This window comes from Homoserinimonas sp. A447, from assembly GCF_054489325.1.
On record NZ_JBTMWW010000001.1, the window covers coordinates 3,113,404 to 3,130,394 of the forward strand.

General features: G+C 67.7%; 22 protein-coding genes. 8 read left to right on the top strand and 14 right to left on the bottom strand.

Translation table 11 applies throughout. The annotated features are described in order from the left end of the window. Positions 1–121: 121 nt before the first annotated feature. A complete protein-coding gene (locus tag ACX3O0_RS15420) occupies positions 122–775 on the bottom strand; it encodes a response regulator (RefSeq protein ID WP_459092701.1) in 654 nt (217 codons plus the stop codon). Next, positions 772–2,613, bottom strand: a complete 1,842-nt coding sequence (locus tag ACX3O0_RS15425) for a sensor histidine kinase (RefSeq protein ID WP_459108325.1) — start codon at positions 2,611–2,613, stop codon at positions 772–774. Before ACX3O0_RS15425 ends, ACX3O0_RS15420 begins: the two co-directional genes overlap by 4 nt. 191 nt (positions 2,614–2,804) lie before the next feature. Between ACX3O0_RS15425 and ACX3O0_RS15430 the strand changes: the two genes are divergently transcribed. Next, positions 2,805–3,413 carry a hypothetical protein gene (locus ACX3O0_RS15430; RefSeq protein WP_459108326.1) on the top strand — a complete coding sequence of 203 codons (609 nt, stop codon included), beginning with the start codon at positions 2,805–2,807 and terminating at the stop codon, positions 3,411–3,413. Positions 3,414–3,536: 123 nt separating this feature from the next. Continuing rightward, positions 3,537–4,829, top strand: coding sequence for a M18 family aminopeptidase (locus ACX3O0_RS15435; protein ID WP_459108327.1), 1,293 nt, complete (start codon positions 3,537–3,539; stop codon positions 4,827–4,829). Positions 4,830–4,915: 86 nt separating this feature from the next. Here ACX3O0_RS15435 and ACX3O0_RS15440 read toward each other — a convergent pair whose 3' ends face one another. Then, positions 4,916–5,689, bottom strand: a complete 774-nt coding sequence (locus ACX3O0_RS15440) for an EI24 domain-containing protein (RefSeq protein WP_459108328.1) — start codon at positions 5,687–5,689, stop codon at positions 4,916–4,918. Between the two features lie 117 nt (positions 5,690–5,806). Between ACX3O0_RS15440 and ACX3O0_RS15445 the strand changes: the two genes are divergently transcribed. Continuing rightward, positions 5,807–5,971 carry a CsbD family protein gene (locus ACX3O0_RS15445; protein ID WP_459108329.1) on the top strand — a complete coding sequence of 55 codons (165 nt, stop codon included), beginning with the start codon at positions 5,807–5,809 and terminating at the stop codon, positions 5,969–5,971. A gap of 55 nt (positions 5,972–6,026) precedes the next feature. Here ACX3O0_RS15445 and ACX3O0_RS15450 read toward each other — a convergent pair whose 3' ends face one another. Genes ACX3O0_RS15450 through ACX3O0_RS15460 form a run of 3 tightly spaced genes read right to left on the bottom strand, consistent with a single transcriptional unit; the run spans position 6,027 to position 7,728 of the window. Beyond that, entirely contained in the window at positions 6,027–6,707 is a 681-nt protein-coding gene (locus ACX3O0_RS15450; protein ID WP_459108330.1) for a histidine phosphatase family protein, read from the bottom strand. A 38-nt stretch (positions 6,708–6,745) separates the two neighbouring features. Beyond that, the gene (locus ACX3O0_RS15455; RefSeq protein ID WP_459108331.1) at positions 6,746–7,207 is read right to left on the bottom strand and encodes an RNase H family protein; all 462 of its coding nucleotides are present in this window, start codon (positions 7,205–7,207) and stop codon (positions 6,746–6,748) included. A gap of 20 nt (positions 7,208–7,227) precedes the next feature. Continuing rightward, a complete protein-coding gene (locus ACX3O0_RS15460) occupies positions 7,228–7,728 on the bottom strand; it encodes a glutathione peroxidase (RefSeq protein WP_459108332.1) in 501 nt (166 codons plus the stop codon). Between the two features lie 78 nt (positions 7,729–7,806). On the opposite strand from ACX3O0_RS15460, the gene ACX3O0_RS15465 reads away from it, so the two are divergent. Further along, positions 7,807–8,826 (top strand): LLM class flavin-dependent oxidoreductase, encoded by a 1,020-nt coding sequence (locus ACX3O0_RS15465; RefSeq protein WP_459108492.1) that lies wholly within the window; start codon positions 7,807–7,809, stop codon positions 8,824–8,826. 155 nt (positions 8,827–8,981) lie between these two features. Here the strand turns inward: ACX3O0_RS15465 and ACX3O0_RS15470 are convergent, their stop codons facing one another. Further along, positions 8,982–10,664 (bottom strand): BCCT family transporter, encoded by a 1,683-nt coding sequence (locus tag ACX3O0_RS15470; protein ID WP_459108333.1) that lies wholly within the window; start codon positions 10,662–10,664, stop codon positions 8,982–8,984. An 84-nt stretch (positions 10,665–10,748) separates the two neighbouring features. On the opposite strand from ACX3O0_RS15470, the gene ACX3O0_RS15475 reads away from it, so the two are divergent. Then, positions 10,749–11,399 (top strand): cob(I)yrinic acid a,c-diamide adenosyltransferase, encoded by a 651-nt coding sequence (locus ACX3O0_RS15475; RefSeq protein ID WP_459108334.1) that lies wholly within the window; start codon positions 10,749–10,751, stop codon positions 11,397–11,399. On the opposite strand, the gene ACX3O0_RS15480 is transcribed toward ACX3O0_RS15475, so the two are convergent. Further along, positions 11,389–11,673 carry a GNAT family N-acetyltransferase gene (locus tag ACX3O0_RS15480; protein ID WP_459108335.1) on the bottom strand — a complete coding sequence of 95 codons (285 nt, stop codon included), beginning with the start codon at positions 11,671–11,673 and terminating at the stop codon, positions 11,389–11,391. The genes ACX3O0_RS15475 and ACX3O0_RS15480 overlap by 11 nt on opposite strands. Before the next feature lie 37 nt (positions 11,674–11,710). Between ACX3O0_RS15480 and ACX3O0_RS15485 the strand changes: the two genes are divergently transcribed. Next, on the top strand, positions 11,711–12,007 hold the full coding sequence (locus ACX3O0_RS15485) for a hypothetical protein (protein ID WP_459108336.1): 297 nt from the start codon (positions 11,711–11,713) through the stop codon (positions 12,005–12,007). 87 nt (positions 12,008–12,094) lie between these two features. On the opposite strand, the gene ACX3O0_RS15490 is transcribed toward ACX3O0_RS15485, so the two are convergent. The 3 genes from ACX3O0_RS15490 to ACX3O0_RS15500 all read right to left on the bottom strand — a co-directional run bounded on the left by ACX3O0_RS15490 (position 12,095) and on the right by ACX3O0_RS15500 (position 13,673). Then, positions 12,095–12,337 carry a hypothetical protein gene (locus ACX3O0_RS15490; RefSeq protein WP_459092729.1) on the bottom strand — a complete coding sequence of 81 codons (243 nt, stop codon included), beginning with the start codon at positions 12,335–12,337 and terminating at the stop codon, positions 12,095–12,097. 73 nt (positions 12,338–12,410) lie between these two features. Further along, complete coding sequence (locus ACX3O0_RS15495; RefSeq protein WP_459108337.1) at positions 12,411–12,983, bottom strand: DUF2382 domain-containing protein; 573 nt, start codon at positions 12,981–12,983, stop codon at positions 12,411–12,413. A gap of 12 nt (positions 12,984–12,995) precedes the next feature. Then, the gene (locus ACX3O0_RS15500) at positions 12,996–13,673 is read right to left on the bottom strand and encodes a hypothetical protein (RefSeq protein ID WP_459092733.1); all 678 of its coding nucleotides are present in this window, start codon (positions 13,671–13,673) and stop codon (positions 12,996–12,998) included. A 128-nt stretch (positions 13,674–13,801) separates the two neighbouring features. Between ACX3O0_RS15500 and ACX3O0_RS15505 the strand changes: the two genes are divergently transcribed. Next, positions 13,802–14,221, top strand: a complete 420-nt coding sequence (locus ACX3O0_RS15505; RefSeq protein WP_459092735.1) for a DUF1761 domain-containing protein — start codon at positions 13,802–13,804, stop codon at positions 14,219–14,221. A 6-nt stretch (positions 14,222–14,227) separates the two neighbouring features. On the opposite strand, the gene ACX3O0_RS15510 is transcribed toward ACX3O0_RS15505, so the two are convergent. Then, entirely contained in the window at positions 14,228–15,025 is a 798-nt protein-coding gene (locus ACX3O0_RS15510; RefSeq protein WP_459092737.1) for an SDR family oxidoreductase, read from the bottom strand. Between the two features lie 11 nt (positions 15,026–15,036). After that, positions 15,037–15,267 (bottom strand): hypothetical protein, encoded by a 231-nt coding sequence (locus ACX3O0_RS15515; protein ID WP_459108338.1) that lies wholly within the window; start codon positions 15,265–15,267, stop codon positions 15,037–15,039. Between the two features lie 208 nt (positions 15,268–15,475). Here ACX3O0_RS15515 and ACX3O0_RS15520 point away from each other — a divergent pair, with 208 nt between their 5' ends. After that, positions 15,476–16,084, top strand: a complete 609-nt coding sequence (locus ACX3O0_RS15520) for a TetR/AcrR family transcriptional regulator (protein ID WP_459108339.1) — start codon at positions 15,476–15,478, stop codon at positions 16,082–16,084. On the opposite strand, the gene ACX3O0_RS15525 is transcribed toward ACX3O0_RS15520, so the two are convergent. Beyond that, a complete protein-coding gene (locus ACX3O0_RS15525) occupies positions 16,085–16,969 on the bottom strand; it encodes an aminodeoxychorismate lyase (RefSeq protein ID WP_459108340.1) in 885 nt (294 codons plus the stop codon). Between the last annotated feature and the right edge of the window lie 22 nt (positions 16,970–16,991).

Below are 16,991 nucleotides of genomic sequence, written 5' to 3' on the forward strand. Positions count from 1 at the left end.
CCCGAGCCGCGGGATAGCTACGCCCCCGCCGGTCCCCATCCCAATTGAGGGACCTTTTCGGACATCCGCACGAAAAGGAGGAGGATTCGCAGCCCGGAACGCGATATCTCCTGCTATCGCGTTAGCGTCGCCCGGCGAGCCCGCACTCGTACGCCAGCACGACCGCCTGCACCCGGTCGCGCAGGCCCAGCTTGGAGAGGATGCGCGTGATGTGCGTCTTCACCGTCGCCTCACCGAGGAACAGCTTCGCGCTGATCTCGGCGTTCGACAGGCCACCCGCCAACGCACGGAAGACATCGAGCTCGCGTTCAGTCAGCCCGGCCAGCTCGCCAGGAACGCCGTCGCTGACCGGCGGCCGCTGCACGAAAGCCTCCACCAGTCGGCGGGTGATGGTCGACGCGAACAGCAGCTCGCCGCTGTGGCATTCGCGGATCGCCGATGCCAGCTCGGCCGGCGGTGTCGTCTTCAGCAGGAACCCGCTCGCCCCCGCGCGCAGTGCCCCGAACACGTACTCGTCCAGGTCGAACATGGTGAGCATCAGCACGCGTGCCTGCGGTCGGGATGCAGCGACCAGCCGCACGCCTTCGATGCCGTCACTACCGGGCATCTGCACATCCATCAACACCACATCGGCGGTTTCGGATGCTGCCAGCCGGGCTGCCGAGGCACCGTCGGATGCTTCGCCAACCACCTTCAGATCCGGCTCGGCTTGGAGAATCGCCCGAAGGCCGGCACGAATGAGGTCCTGGTCGTCCGCAATCACCACCCGGATCATGACATCCCCGACGGTACGCGCCGCATGACCGGCAGCCGCGCGAACACTCCGTAGCCACCACTGGGGAGTGGCGCCGCCGTGAAACCGCCGCCGACACCGCGGACTCGCTCGGCAAGACCGGCCAGACCGAAGCCGGTGCCCGTGTCCGCGGCATCCACCAACTCGGTCGGGCCGTCATTGGTGACAGCAACCTCGACCGCCCCGCCGACCACGCCGACCCGAACGCGCACCGTGCTGGCGTGCGCATGCCTGGCCACGTTGGTGAGCGCCTCCTGCACGATGCGATAAACCGTTTCGCCGAGGTCGGGGTCGACGGGGGCCGACTGCAGGGTGACCTGCAACCCGATGGCGCGCATCCGCTCGACCAACTCGTCAAGCGTTTCCGGTGCTGGTCTGGTGAGGCCGGGGCCGCCGATCGCGCCGGCATCGAGAATGTCGAACAGGACGTCCAGTTCGGACAGCGCCTGGGCGCCGGCGACCTCGACCGTGCGCAGCGCGCTGCGGGCAGCGTCAGGGTTTGAGGCCAGCAACGCCTGTGCAGCCGACGCCTGCAAGACCATGACGCCGACCGCGTGGCTGGTCACATCGTGAAGGTCGCGGGCCAGGCGCAGGCGCTCGGCCCGAACCGCGCGGTCGATGTGCGAGTCGAGGGCAGCCCTCAACGCGGACGCGCGAGCTTCGGCCAGGCGGCCCGCGCGGTCACGGGCACCCCACTCGTGGCCGGCGAACGCGGGAAGGGCCAGGAGCATGAAGGTGATGGGGACGTTAGCCGGGTCCAGTGCCCCGAGCCGGGCCAGGGCGGCACCGGTGAGCAGCGCCAGGCCTGCCCACGCCAGGGGGCTCCCGTCGATGGCCGCCGACCAGGCCAACAGCGCCAGGGTCAGCAGGGCTGCGAAGCCCACGCCGACGAGGAGCGGCGACCCGGCCACCAGCATGAGAGCGACGATGGCGGCCGCCGCCAGGCAGGCGATCGCCGGGCGGATGCGACGGATCAGCAGCGTCGTCGGCAGCGCGAGAAGCAGCAGCCAGCCGATCGGAGACAGCGGTTCGACAGCGATCTGGCCGTCGACGACGGAGAGTGCGAGCATGACCAGGGTGATGGCGGCATCCGTGAGCCAACGCCGGCGGCGGTTCGGTGCGGTTGTCGCTGCCGGCTCCGGCTCGGTGCGCAGCAGGCCGAGCAGCCAGCGCAATTCGGCGACGGCTGCCCTGCCCCGTTCGGCAATGCGCCGGACCACGACCGGATCAAGGTCGGCTGCGGCCGCCGAGGCGTCCCGTTTCATTTCCTCCACCGAGTGCCTGATCACGTCGAGGGTTTGGCCACCCAGCCGCGCCCGCTCGTCGGCGACCACCTCGGCCGTCAGGCACGCGGCATCGAGGTTCTCCAGCCTCAGCGCCGCAGCGCGGGCACGGCCGGCACTCGATGAGCGGTGTCGTACCACGCGTCCGAACGCGAACGTTCCCCCCATCACGAATACCGCGAACAGCAGGGTCGGCACGGCGAAATCCCAGGCGACGATCGCCGCCAGGTACAGGATGGCCGTCACGGAGCCGCGGATGACCCTCGCGTGACGGCCCAGCGTGTACAGGGCGACGAAGGCGGGTACCAGTCCGGCGGGGTTCTCCGCGGGAACGCCCAGGGCCACCGTTGCCAGGTGCAGGGTTGCCAGCAGGAGTGCTCCGGTCGCCGGCGCCTGCCGCAACCACAGCATCACCACACCGGCCACCGGTGCGATCGCCAGCGCCCACTCGGTCGCGGGCGCGAGGAAAGCGGCAACCCACAGACCGCCTGAGGCAGCAACAACCCATTCACTGAGCAATGGTCGGCTGAGACGCATGATCAGAGGCTAGCGGCGACGGATGCTGCAGCGCGTCCCCCAAAAGTCTGACGAGCATCCGCCTGCGGGGGACAACTGCACACGACTTCGGGACGACCATGCTGGTGCGCCCTGGCGGATGTCCGGCTCGCCGCTCCCGGCCACGCTGATGTCAGCCCGGCGGAACGACCGCCGCAACAGAAGGACACGTCATGAAACTGCTCCCCATCGCCGGCCTGGTCGGCGCAACAATCGTCTCCACCGTCGCCCTCACCGATGCCCTCTGGCAGGGGTTCGAGGGAACGCCGCCACCTTGGGCGGAAGTGGGCGGCCTGGTCTGGATGGAGCGAGGGGTCGACTTCGCCCACGCGATCCCGTACCTCATCCTCGCCGTGCTGCTGGTGCAGCTCGGCCCGCGCATCGATCGGGGCGGATTCTCGCGATGGGTGCGGCGGCTGCTGGCGTTCTCCTTCCTGCTCTTCGGCGGCGTGACCCTGTGGTCGGGTTTCTCGGGGGTCGGCGTGGAGGCACTCGGCGCGGTCGGCATCGTGTTCACCGTCGCATTCCTGTTCATGCTGGTGCTGCCGATCCTGCTCGGCTTTGCGCTGATCCGCCGTCCTGGGCTCCGGATGCCGGCCGCCTTCCTGATTGCGCCGGCCGTGTTGCTGCCGCTCGTGTTCGTGCTGTCCAACTTCACCGGGTTCGCGCATCCTGGCTTCGCGGAGACTGCCGTCAACTTCGGAGTCGCGCTGCTCGGATTCGCTGCCGCGTCGAGCTCCACGCCGGCGGAGGCTGAGCTGGAGCACACCGCCGCCGGCTAGCCGTTTTCGAGGACCAATCGCGCGATCAGCGTGGATTCGGGGAGAAAACGGCGAGCGGATGCTGCTTTCTCCTCGATTCCTGCGCCGAGCCGGGACCCGCCGCAGGGGTGCTTGAATTGGGGTATGACTGCCTCCGACCACATCCAGGACTTCGCCCGATTCGTCGAAGCGTCACCCTCCTCCTTCCATGCCGTCGCCGAGGCGGCCGGTCGCCTGGAGGAGGCCGGTTTCACCCAGCTGCATGAGGCGGATGATTGGAGCCGCCCCCAGCGCAAGGCGACCAAGGCTGCAGGACGGCACTACGTCATCCGCGACGGGTCGATCGTGGCCTGGATCCGGCCGGCCAACGCCACCGCGACCACGCCGTTCCGCATCCTCGGTGCGCACACCGACTCGCCAGGGTTCAAACTGAAGCCGAAGCCGACCATCGGCTCGGAGGGCTGGCTGCAGGCCGGCGTCGAGGTGTACGGTGGCCCACTGCTCAACTCCTGGCTCGACCGCGAACTGGAACTCGCCGGCCGCATCGCCTTCTCGGACGGCACCACCTCGCTGGTGCGCACCGGACCGTTCCTGCGCTTCCCGCAGCTGGCCATCCACCTCGATCGCGAGGTCAACGACAAGCTCACCCTCAAGCGCCAGGCACACATGAACCCGGTGTTCGGGCTCGGCGACCGGGCGGATGCCGACCTCCTCGGCCACCTGACCGGCCTCGCCGGGCGACGCAAGGCATCCGAGGTCGTGGGCTACGACATCTCCGTCGCCGACACTGCGCCCCCGACCGTGTTCGGTCTCGACGACGCCTTCTTCGCATCCGGCCGCCTCGACAACCTGTCGTCAGTGCACGCCGGCCTGACCGCGTTGCTGGGCCTCGGTGACCGGCACGCGCACATCCCGATGTTCGCCGCCTTCGACCACGAGGAGGTCGGCTCGGCCACCCGCTCAGGGGCGAGCGGGCCGTTCCTCGCCGACATCCTCACCCGAGTGAGCGCCAGCCTCGGAGCATCCGACACCGACCGGATGCGGGCCTTCGCCGACTCCTGGTGCCTCTCCGCCGATGCCGGGCATGCCGTGCACCCTAACTACCCGGAGCGCCACGACCCGGCCAATCGCCCGGTGCTCAACGGCGGACCGCTGCTGAAGATCAACGCCAATCAGCGGTATGCGACGGATGCGATGGGTGCGGCAGAGTGGGCCCGCGCCTGCGCGCAGGCGAAGGTCGGTTACCAGGAGTTCGTGTCGAACAACGATCTGCCGTGCGGGTCGACCATCGGACCGCTCACGGCGACCCGCCTGGGCATCCGCACCATCGATGTCGGGATCCCGCTGTTGTCGATGCACTCGGCGCGCGAACTCTGCGGTGTCAAGGACCCCGCCGCGTTCACCGCCGCGATCGAGGCATTCCTCGCCCCCGCCTAGCCGCTCCCGCACGCGACTCCATCAGCCGATGGCTTGAGCGGCCGCGGTGAATATGGCTTGGTTTCGATACGGCGCTGCGCGCCTACTCAACCCACGGAGAGATCAAGCGCGTCACGGCTGAGCATGGTGGCCCCGGCGACCGCCGCCGGCATGGCGAATACCGCCCCGAACGGCACGAGGAAGAGCAGGTAGGTGGCCACACCGAAACCGACGGTGCCCGCGCGGTTCGCCCCGAGCATCCGCCGCCGCTGGCGCAGCGTCAACCCTCGGGCGTCGAAGGCGAATCCGGAGAGTTCGACCGCGAGCAGCCAGCCGCCGAACAGGGCGCCCAACACGGGCGCCGCGACCTGGCCGACCACCGGGATGAACCCGCAGGCGAACAGGGTCACGCCGATCGCAGCGGTGGCCGCGAACATCCGGATGCCGTTGCCCACCCCGCGGCGGACGGATGCCCACACGGTCTCCGACGGTTCAGGCACCGGGCCGCCGCCGCGTTTCTCGACCTCACGCCAGATGCGCTCGTAGAAGGGGTCGCCGACCGCGAGGGTGAGGGCGGTGAAGGTGAAGAGGCCTGCGTAGACGACGATGACGGATGCCGCCAGCCCGGCCGCGACCCGCGTGGCGATGCGGAACGGTTCGTCCCAGCCCTCGGCAAACGGGGTCAACCAGGCCGCGATCGTGTCGATGTTCATGACGAACAGAACCGCCCCGGCCATGAAGACTGCGCCGACGATGAGGGCGGGGATCGCGCCGAGGAACATGAGCTTGGGGGAGGTGGCCCACATTCCGAGCCCCTTGGCGAGGTAGCGCGGGCCGGTGAAAAACCGCTTCACGGTGCCGGGAACTCGCGGTTGTTTCACGCGAACAGCCTAGGTCAGCGCGAGCCTGCGAGAGTGCTGTCAGCCCCTCCCCGCCGCCAATAGCGAGGGTTAACGTGGACCCGACCAATTGACGTTTCGACTAGGAGGTTGATCAATATGGCCGACATGGAGAACAAGGCAGAAGAAATGAAGGGCAAGGTCAAGGAGGGCGCCGGAAAGGTGACCGACAACGAATCGCTCGAAGCCGAAGGCAAGAGGGACCAGACCAAGGCCAACCTCAAACAGGCGGGCGAGAACGTGAAGGACGCCTTCACCGACTAGTGACCCTCCGCCAGGTGTGGCCCCGCCCGTGCTCACCGGGCGGGGCCCTCTATGTTCAGCTGTCGGCGGCCTGCGCCTCGCTCAGGGATTCTCCTGTCGGGTCGGCGGCCGTCGCATCCGCCAGTTCAGCGCCGCCGATCGGCTGATCGGCCCAGCGGGTGAGGGTCCAGCCCTCATCGAAGGAGCCCTCAACCACGACCACACCGGTGTTGTCGAGGTCGTTCTCCCCGGCAAAACTGGAAGCGACATTGGTCGCATTGCCGGCAACCCAGACGCGGATGGCGGCACCGTGACTGACCACCGCCGCCGAAGACGCGCCAGATTCGGCGATCTCCCGCAGGTCGGCGTTGTAACGCCCGAAGAAGTCGTGGCCGGTCGGGCCGCCCGGCATGGCGATGTCCAGCTCCCCGGAACCCCAGGCGAACACCGTCTCCAGGTAGCGGCGCACCGAATGGTGGTCGCTGCGCATCTCCAGCTCGCCGGCCTCGATCTCGTGCAGGCCCGACTTGACCTCGACGTCGAGGGTCCGGGCATCCGCCAGCGGAGCGGCAGTCAACTGGGTGCGCACCAGGGTCGACGCGAACAGGGCGTCGATCGGTTCGCCGCTCAGCGCATCCGGAACCCGCGCAGCCTGCTCGAGACCACGCTGGGTGAGGCCCGGGCCGGGGTGGGCGGTGTCGAGCTGGCCCAGCACATTGGCCGGGGTCTGGCCGTGGCGGATGAGGAAAAGGCGCATAACAGATTCAGCCTAGGCGAGTGTCACTGACAGTAGCCTCAGTCGTTCCAGCCGGGGCCTGCGGGGATTGAAAGTCCGCGCTGGAACGCCTCCGCGACCGAGCGTGCACGCAGGTCGGCGGCCTCGTTCAGGATGTGCCCGACGTGCCCGCGCACCCACTCGAAGGTGTAACGGCGTCCGGCGATCGCGTCGTCGAGTTCCTTCAGCAGCTCCAGGTTCATGACCGGCTTGCCGTCGCCCTTGCGCCAGCCTTTCGCCTTCCAGCCGGGCATCCACTTGGTCACGGAGTTGATCACGTACTGGCTGTCGCACAGCACGTGCAGGTCTTCGTCGAGGTGCGCGGTCGCCCGGAACAGTTCGAGCACCGCCTTCAATTCACCCTGGTTGTTGGTGGCGTGCTTCCAGCCTCCGGCCGCCCAGCATCCGTCGTTCACGTACCAGGCCCAGCCGGCGGGTCCAGGATTTCCGAGGGCGGACCCGTCTGCTGCGGCGATGATCATGGGCTCAATCGTATCGGCGCCTAATCCTCCGGGAGTGCGTGCTCGATCAGCTCGACGATCGCGGGGTCGTCCGGCAGCGTCTTGCTGCGGAAGCGGTGCATGTCCCCGTTCGGCAGGATGAGGAACTTCTCGAAATTCCACCTCACCCGGCCCTTGCGGCCGGCCTGGTCCTTCACCTGGTGCAACGCCGAGAACAGCGGATGCCTGGACCGCCCGTTCACCCGCGTGGTCTCGAACATCGGGAAGGTGACGCCCCAGGTGGCCGAACAGTACTGTTCGATGGCATCCGCCGACTTCAGCTCCTGCGCGAACTGGTTCGACGGGAACCCGAGCACGCTGAACCCGTGACTCGCGTAGGTGCGCTGCAGTTCTTCCAGCTGTTCGTACTGCGGCGCATATCCGCAGCGGGATGCGACGTTGACCACCAGCAGCACCTTGCCGTCATAATCGCTGAGGCGTTCCGGGGTGCCATCCAGACGGGTCAGCGGGAGGTCGGTCAGGGTGGTGGTGCGAAGTTCCATAGTCGAACCGTATGGCACCTCCTTCGGAAAACGGTGGGAACGAGGAATACGCTCGAAGGCATGAACGCTGCACCGAGTATGAAGCGAATCGGGTTCCTCTCTTTCGGCCACTACCAGGATGTGCCTGGCTCGGTCGTCAAGACCGCCCGCGACGCGCTCGTGCAGTCCATCGAGCTGGCGGTCGCCGCCGAAGAGCTGGGAGTGGATGGCGCGTTCGTGCGCGTGCACCACTTCGCGCCGCAGCTGGCGTCCCCGTTCCCGCTGCTGGCCGCGATCGCCGCGCGCACCAGCCGTATCGAAATGGGAACCGGCGTCATCGACATGCGGTACGAGAACCCGCTGTACATGGCGGAGGAGGCGGCCGCCGTCGACCTGATCAGCGACGGGCGCCTGCAGCTGGGCATCAGCCGCGGCTCACCAGAACCGGCCCTGAACGGGTATGAGGCGTTCGGCTACGTGCCGGGCGAGGGCAGCAGCGACGCGGATGACGCCCGCAACAAGGCAGCCATCTTCCGAGCGGCGATCGACGGAGCAGGGGTGGCGCGGGCGAACCCGAAGATGGTCGGCAGCGACGGGTTCCTGCCCATCGAGCCTCACTCGCCGGGGCTGCGCGAACGCATCTGGTGGGGAGCCGGCAGCCGCGCCACGGCGGTGTGGGCCGCCGAGCAGGGCATGAACCTGATGAGTTCGACTCTGCTCACGGAAGACACCGGGGTGCCGTTCGACCAATTGCAGGCCGAGCAGATCCGCATGTTCCGGGACGCCTGGGCGGATGCCGGGCACAGGCAAGAGCCTCGGGTCTCGGTCAGCCGCAGCATCATGCCTCTCGTCACCGAGGAGGACCGCCACTACTTCGGGCTGCGCGCCCAGGTCGAGGGCAAGGACCAGGTCGGCCACCTCGACGGCGGGCTGGCCCGGTTCGGCAAGAGCTACATCGGGGAGCCGGATGCGCTCGCCGAAGAACTGGCGAAGGACGTGGCCATTCAGGAGGCCGACACCCTGCTCGTCACGGTGCCGAACCAGCTGGGTGTCGAGTACAACGCCAAGCTGCTCGAGAGCATCGTGAAGCTGGTGGCGCCGGCGGTCGGCTGGCGCTGAGTCCGAGTGTCGGCGTGACGCGCACCCTTGTGTGGTGCGTGTACCGATCCGCACCGCCACACCAGCCGCGCCTATGGAACGCAGCTGCGCGCACGCATATGCGCGAGCGACCCACGGATCGGTGCGCGACGCCGAAGGAGACAGGCTCTCACGAGTCAGGGTTCGGGCGGCGGGGGACCTGCCTCATCCGGGAGCACGTCGACCGGCTCGGTGAACGGCACCGTCGAGACCGCCTCCGCCGTGCCGCGCACCGGCCCGGCCCTCCGCTGGCGCAGCGGGTCGCGTCTGAGGTCGGCGTACAGGGCGATGCAGAGTCCGATGATGATCAGGATGAACGGGGTCGCCGCCAGGATCGTGAAGGTCTGCAGCGCCCCCAACCCGCCGACGTAGAGCAGCACCGCGGCGACGGCACCGGTCAGCACGGCCCAGAGGATCACCAGTGGTTTCCACGGTTCTTTGCGCCCCCGGCTCGAGAGCGTCCCGAGGACGAGAGCACCGGCATCCGCCCCGCTGACGAAGAAGACCGCGGTGAGCGTCATGACCACCAGTGCCGCCCCGATGAAGAAGGGGTACTGCTGCAGCGCCGCGAAGAAGCCGGCAGCCTCGTCGCCGGTTCCGGCGATGTCGATGCCGCTCAGCTGAAGGTGCAGGCCGGCCCCGCCGAACACGACGAACCAGATGGTGCTCACCGAAGTGGGCACAAGGAGCACGCCGAGCACGAACTCCTTGATGGTGCGGCCGCGGGAGATGCGGGCGATGAAGGTGCCCACGAACGGGGTCCAGGAGATCCACCAGGCCCAGTAGAAGATGGTCCAGCTCGCCAGCCACTCCTCTCCTCCGAAGACCGCGGAGTGGAAGCTCATCGGAATGATGTTGGTGAGGTAGGAGCCGATCGACGACGGCAGCAGATCCAGGATGAAGACGGTCGGCCCGACGACGAAGACGAACAGCAGGAGCACGGCCGCGAGCACCATGTTCGTGTTGCTCAGCCACTTGATGCCGCGTGCCACCCCGCTGGCCGCCGAGAGCACCACCCCGACGGTGAGCACGCAGATGACGATGATCGCGACGGCGGTGTCTGGTTCATCCGCGAACTCACCGGTGCGGAGCAGGGCGATGCCGGCGGCGATCTGCAACGCGCCCAGCCCGAGGGAGGTCGCCGAGCCGAACTTGGTGCAGATGATCGCCAGGATGTCGATCGGTTTGCCCCAGCCCTTGTCCTCGATGCGTTCCTTGCCGAACAGTGACTGGAATGGCGCGCTCATCAGGTTGCCGCGCCCCATCCGGAACGTCGAATAGGCGAGCGTCAGCCCGACGACAGCGTAGATGGCCCAGGGATGCAGTCCCCAGTGGAAGAAGGTGTACGCCATCGCGGCACGCGCGGCTTCCGCACTCTCCGGCTCCGCGCCGACGAACGGGGGAGGGTCCGCCAGGTGGGTCACCGGTTCGTAGACGCCGAAGAACATCAGCCCGATTCCCATGCCGGCGCTGAACATCATCGCCACCCACGACATGGTCGAGAATTCGGTCTTCTCGCCCTCGCTGGAGAGCGGGATGTTGCCATACCGGCCGAAGGCGAGTACCAGGGCGAAGACGACGAACCCGGTCGCGCCGAGGATGAACAGCCAGCCGACGTTCTGGGTGACCCACCCGAGCGCGGTGGCGGCTGTCGCCTCGAAGGCGTCGGTGACCAGTATGCCGAGCAGGCAGATGACCAGGATGATGCCGGCAGAGACACCGAACACGACCTTGTCGATGCTCGCCCAGCCCCTGGCTGGTGGTGCGGATACCGAATCGCCGATGCGTGCCGCGTACTGATCGTCTGGAACGTGGGCCATGTCACTCCTCGAGCCGATGGTCGGTTTCCGGGACTGAATACAGCCACGCTACCCCCGGACGGGGGGTGCGCCTATAGTTGCCGCATGGTCGAAGAGGACGATGCGAACCTGAACGAACTCACCAAGAAGACCCATGATGGCGACTCCGGGCGCACCAGGCTCGGTGGCCACGGGGAATTGTCTAAGGCGGATGCGCGGGTCGCTGCCTATGCGGACTGTGACGAGGCCAACTCAGCGGTCAGTGTCGCCATCGCCGCGGGTGCCCTGCCGAATCACGTGACCACGATGCTCGCCAGCGTGCAGAACGACCTCTTCGACCTGGTGACCGACCTGTCGACGCCATTGGGTGCTCAAGCGGATGCGCGCATCCAGCCCGCGCACATCGAGCGGCTGGAGCGCGCGGTCGACCACTACGTTCAGGAGGCCTCCGACCTCAGCGGCATGATCCTGCCCGGCGGCACCCTCGCCGCGGCGCTTCTCTACCAGGCGCGCGCGGTGGTGCGGCGGGCGGAACGCTCGGTGTGGTCGGCCATCGAGGCGCATCCGGACCAGCTGAATGAGTTGGCCGCGCACTACCTGAACCGGTTGTCGCTGCTGCTCTTCGTGATCGCCCGCGGCGCCAACGTCGAGCACGGGGACGTGCTGTGGGTGCCGGAGGCGTCAGCCAGGGCGATGGCGGGGGAGCCGATCGAACTGCCGGTGGAGCAACCAGGCGAATTGCCGGTCAGCGGGTGAGCAGGTCCGCGCGCTCCGGGTGCTCGTCGAACCACTTTCCGACGTACCAGCACATCGGGACCACACGGTACGTGGTGTTCTGCTCCACGTCGTCGATCGCATAGGTGACCACTTCCCCGGCCAGCCCTTTTCCGCGGTGCGCGGGGCTCGTGTAGGTGTGGTGGAATGAGATCTGGTTGCCGTTGATGCGGTAATCGGCGGTCGCGAGCAGGTCCTTGCCGTCGCGCAGGGTGTAGCGTCCGGCATCCGTCTCGTGTGCAAGTTCCTTGGCCATGATGCCAGCCTAGGCTGCTTCCCCGTAGCCTGACTGGGTGCCCTCCTACCGCGTGACCATGACTGTCGGGATGCTGAAGCCGGGCGTCGCCCCCGACCGGGTGCTTCCGGTCGCGGCCGAGGCGGCGCGGGAGCTGACCACGGTCGAGGCCGCCGACCTGGGGATCGTGGCCGGAGCCCCGCGAATCACGATTCGGTTCACAGCGGATGACGCAGAGCTCGCCCGGCAACTCGGGGCGCACATTGCGGCGGCGACGGCCCATGCTGCCGAGGTGCTGGTGTGGAAGGTCACGGAGCGGGTGAAGGGCCGCTGGTACGTGGTGCGCGCTTCCTGACCGCCTCGCCCGTCAGCTACGGACCCAGCGGGCTGCGTTGCGTGTACGGGCGTGTCCGTAGCTGACGGGCGAGGCGTGCGGATGGCGCTAGAGGTCGTCGTCGTCCTCGTCGTCGATCACCAGGTCTTCGTCATCCAGCAGGTCGTCATCGTCGTCCTCGATCAGCAGGTCGTCGTCGTCATCATCGACCAGCTCGTCGGCGTCATCTACAACGTCCTCGTCGTCGACAGTGTCGGCGCCCACGTACTCCTCCTGGGTGTCGGCTCCGTCCATGTCGTAGACGTCGGCCATCGTCTCGTGGGTGCCCGACGGAAGGTTGGTGTTGCTCATGGTGGTTCCCCTTTTTGCACGGATTGATGCGGAGATACTACGACTGCAACCTGCGGATGTCACGCGTCGGCTGTCAGGCGCGGTGGCGGCCCCGGCGATTGCGGTCTGACGACCCCTCCTTGTCGCCGTTCGCCTCTGCGCCCGGCGCCTCGGCGTCCGAATCCGGCTCCAGGCGAACCTCCTCGTGGGTGACCGGAACGGTCACGTTGTGCTCCTCGGTGACCGTGTACTTGCGCAACCGGAGGCTCTCGCCGGTGGTGGGCGCAGCATCCGCGTCCTCAGTACGATCCTCGTGCTCATCATCGTCGCGCTCTTCATCATCGTCTGATGCTTCCGCGCCCATCCGGTAGTACCGGTAGAGGTCGTCCTCGGCCCGGGGAGTCAGCGCCTCGTCGGTGTCGATGCGCGGTGCCTCCTTCACCAGGTCCTTCTCGTAGGGCACGTGCAGCACCTCCCGGTCCCAGGTCGCCTCGTTCAGGGGAACGAAGGTCTCGTGCCGGCCGAACAGGCCGGTGTGGACGGTGACCCAATTGGGTGCACCGGTGGTCGGGTCGACGAAGACCTGGCCCACCGTTCCAATGCGGTCATCGTCCGGGCCGACGACGGGCGCGCCCATGATGCTGCCCAGGTTCTCGTTGCTGATCATCGCTGCACCCTCCTAGCGTCCGAGGCCGACGCGGTCGACCCTGCGGTGGAAGCGCATGCCTGCCATCCCGCCGAGGATCGCTCCGACCAGGCTCGCCACGGCCACCAGCACGGCGGTGATGATGCTCGCTGTGGTCAGGTCTCCCTCGTTGATCGGGATGCGGGGGAACCCGTTCACGTTCGCCAGGATGTTGAAGTCGGCGCCGCCGATGGCAGCCAGGATGGCCACGACGATCGCGATCACGACCGCCCAGACCCACACGGCGATCCCTTGCTTCGCGCCGTCGAACCTGGCCATTCTCCCGGCGACGTAGCCGCCGCAATAGTAGGCGACCAGCATGATGACGATCAGCGCGATTGCGCCGATCACGCCGACCGTCTCGGCATTGTCAGCGGCGGCTCCGGTGGCATCCTCGACATCGCCGGTGAGGCCCAGGCCGACGACAGCTCCAGCCGCTGCGACGACCGCCGTCAGCAACACTGCCATGCCCATGGCGGCCAGCCAGCCGAAGAATGCCGAACCGATCTTGACCCCGCCGAAACGCTCTTCCTCCCGCTCGGCGACGTCCTCGCGGAGCGAACTCGTCGGCTCTACCGGAACCGCTCCGCGTCGCTCGTCCCGTGTGCTGTAACCACTGTTGGCGTGGTCCTTGTCGTCCCGGCCGCGGTTCCGATTTCCGTGTGTACTCATCATCGACCCTTTCGTGTGGGTGGTGCTTCGCTGTACAACTGTTCGTGTGTACCGGTGTACGCCCGCGAGCGTGGCCACGCAAGGCGGCGAGGGTAGACTTCGAGACAACTTCAAGGAAGAGGTACGTCATGGTTCCCGAGATCAACTGGTGGGCAGTGATCGTCGCCACGCTGTCGACGATGGTGGTCGGATCCGTCTGGTACGCGCCAAGGGTTTTCGGAACCTGGTGGGAGAAGACGGCCCGCGTCGAGACCAAGTCGAACGCGGTTGTGGCGATCATCGTGACCATCATCGTGAGCTTCATCAGCGCCTGGGTACTGGCTGGCGCGGCCGCGATCGCGCAGCACTTCTACGGCGGAGCCTTCCTGGCGAACACCATAGTCACCGCGATCATCCTCTGGGCCGGCTTCACGGCTGCACGCTTCATCACGCACGATGCTTTTGAGAACCGACCGCGGATGCTCACCCTCCTGAACATCTCCCACGAGTTGGTCACCTACCTCGTGATGGCCCTCATCATCGGCCTGTTCGGGATCAGCGCCGCCTAGTCGCGGTCAACCGTTCCGCCACTCATCCGAGGTCAGGTGCGATCCGGCCTGAGGGCCCATCTGCAGCATGCCGCCGTCGACGACCCAGGATGCGCCGGTGACGTACGACGCCTGGGCTGACGCCAGGAACGCGATGACCGCTGCGACCTCGCGGGCGTCACCCGGGCGGCCGAGCGGCACGCCCGGGCGATGAATGCGGTGAGGGTCCGCGTCCTCCTGCCCGGTCATCGGGGTCGCGATCTCGCCGGGAGCGACCGAGTTGGCCGTCACACCGTGCTCGCCCAGCTCAAGGGCGATCGTCTTGATCAGGCCGCCGAGCCCGTGCTTGGCGGCGTCGTATGCCGCCGACCCGACTCGCGGCTGGTGTTCGTGCACGCTGGTCACCGCGATGATCCGCCCGCCGTTGCCGGCCGCGACCATCCGGCGGCAGGCGCGCTGGATGCAGAGGAACGCGCCATCCAGGTCTGTGGCCATGATCGTGCGCCACAGTTCGAAATCGGTGTCCAGCATGGGCGTGTTCGACCCGGTGCCGGAATTGTTCACGAATACGTCCAGGCCGCCCAACTGCTCAGCGAGGGTGTCGATGACGTCCGCACAGCCGGGCAGCTCGGTCAGGTCGAGACGCTCGACGATTGCGTTCTGGCCGAGGTTGCGCACCAGATCAGCGGTCTCGTACGCGCCGGCCTCGTCGGAGTGCCAGGTCACGCCGACATCCATGCCAGCTGCCGCCAATGCGACCGCGGTCGCACGACCGATACCCGAGTCCGACCCGGTGACAATTGCCCGCTTCGGGTGGTATTCCATGGTGCTCCGGCTCAGGGCAGTGGAGCAGGGCTGTCGGGGCGGAGGTCGGGGTCCGAGGAGTTCGGGTCCTCGGTGCTCTCGTTCATCCGTCCGGCGCCCGGCATCGCCTCGCCGATGTCATCGATACCGATTTCGGCATCGTCGCCATCCGGTCCGGTGCCCGGTTGGCCAGGCTCCGGCTCGTAGACGTTGGGATCGTCCGGGCCCTCTGCCGGATCCTGGGATCGTTCGCGCTCGTTCATGCGGCCACCATAGGCATCCGCTCACCGACCTGGAACCCTCACACAGCGAAGCTTCAGGTGTCCCGCAGGTCGGTTCCCCAGGTCGCTATCTTCGTTTCCTGTTGACGTGTTCATGCCGGCGACGATAGGCACCGGTGTGCCTTCGCGGTACTGGTGCTCAGCGAGCGTCCAGCCACGGAACCCGCCGGCAACCGCATACGCTCTAACCATGGCGAATCGACGGGACCTGCAGGCGGGTGCCACGAGGGCCGAGATCGTGGCCGCCGCCAGAGAGTTGTTCCTCACCCGGGGCTACGTGCGCACCTCGTTGACCGCTGTGGCTGAACTCGCTGGAGTCGCAGTGCAGACCATCTACAACTCGATCGGCAACAAGGCCGCCCTGCTGGCGGCCGTGCTCGACCAGGTGACGGCGGGTCCTGACGCCCCGCGGAGCGTTTCCGAGTTCATGCAGGCGCGGGCGGATGCCACGGGCGGCCTCACCGGCCTCAGCCGCCTGCTCGCCGACTGGATCGCGGAGGTGAATGAACGCAGCAATGAGATCCTCACCCTCATCCACCAGACAGCCGCCGTCTACCCGGAGGTTGCTGCGCTGGAACGGGAGCGCGGGGAACGCCGGCTCAGCAACTACGGAAAAGTTGCCGCGGTGGCGCGCAGCCGCGGCGGGCTGACGTCGGGGTCGAGCGACGCGCAGGTGGCTGCCGCGATCTGGGCGCTCGGGCATCCGCAGTCCTACCGATCGCTGGTGGTCGACGGCGACTGGAGCGCCGAGGCCTATCGCCGGTGGCTGGCGAACAGCCTCCGCAGCGTGCTTGCCTAGTCAGCTGGTGCGAGCGGCGAGGTACTCGTTCATGGCGGCTGTCAGTTCCCGGTCCACGGGCATCGGCACGCCGTCCAGCGCGACGACGGGCGCAGCGAGCCGGGTGCTGGAAACCAGCCAGAGGGCATCCGCCTGCCGCAGCGTCTCGGCGGGAGCGAGCGCGAATTCGGTCGGCATCCCACGGGTTGCCGCGAAGGTGAAGATGCTGCCCTGGGTGGTGCCATCGAGGATGGCCAGGCCGGTGCCCGGGGTCACGAGCGTGTCGCCGCGTCGCAGTAGCACCGACGATGACGGCCCCTCCAACACGTAACCGTCCGAGCTGATGAAGATCACGTCGTCGGCGCCGCGTCGTGCCGCCTCCCGCAACACCGAACGGTTCACGGCATAGGAGAGCGTCTTGGCATCCGCGAGCAGCCACGGCGACGTGGTGGCTACGTCGTGCCGGTAGCCGCGGTCGAGGGTGACCACACGGATGCCGCGGGCTCGTGCATGCGAAAAGTCTGGTGCCGCGGTACCGTACACCCAGCCGGTTGGCCGCCCGTCGCCCTCCACCCCGCGGGTGTAGACGGTCTTGACCGCAGCCTCGGGCAGGTCGGCGAGGGCGTCGGCGACCGCCATAATCGCCTGGCGCCACGCATCCGGGTCCGGTGCCGGAAGGTCCAGCGCCATCGCCGAGCGGGCGAAGCGGGCCAGGTGGGGTTCCAGGGCCTGAGGAGTACCGGATGCGACACTGACGGTCTCGAAGACGCCGTCGCCGCGGGTCGCGCCCAGGTCGAGAACGCTCAGGTGAAGGCCGTTCGGGTCCGCTAGCGCGAAGGGCGGCTGTCCCGGCTGGTGGGGTGGCGCATCCGCTGACGGCTGGTTGAGTATGGCGAGGGCCTGCATAGGGCAATTCTCGCGTACTCGA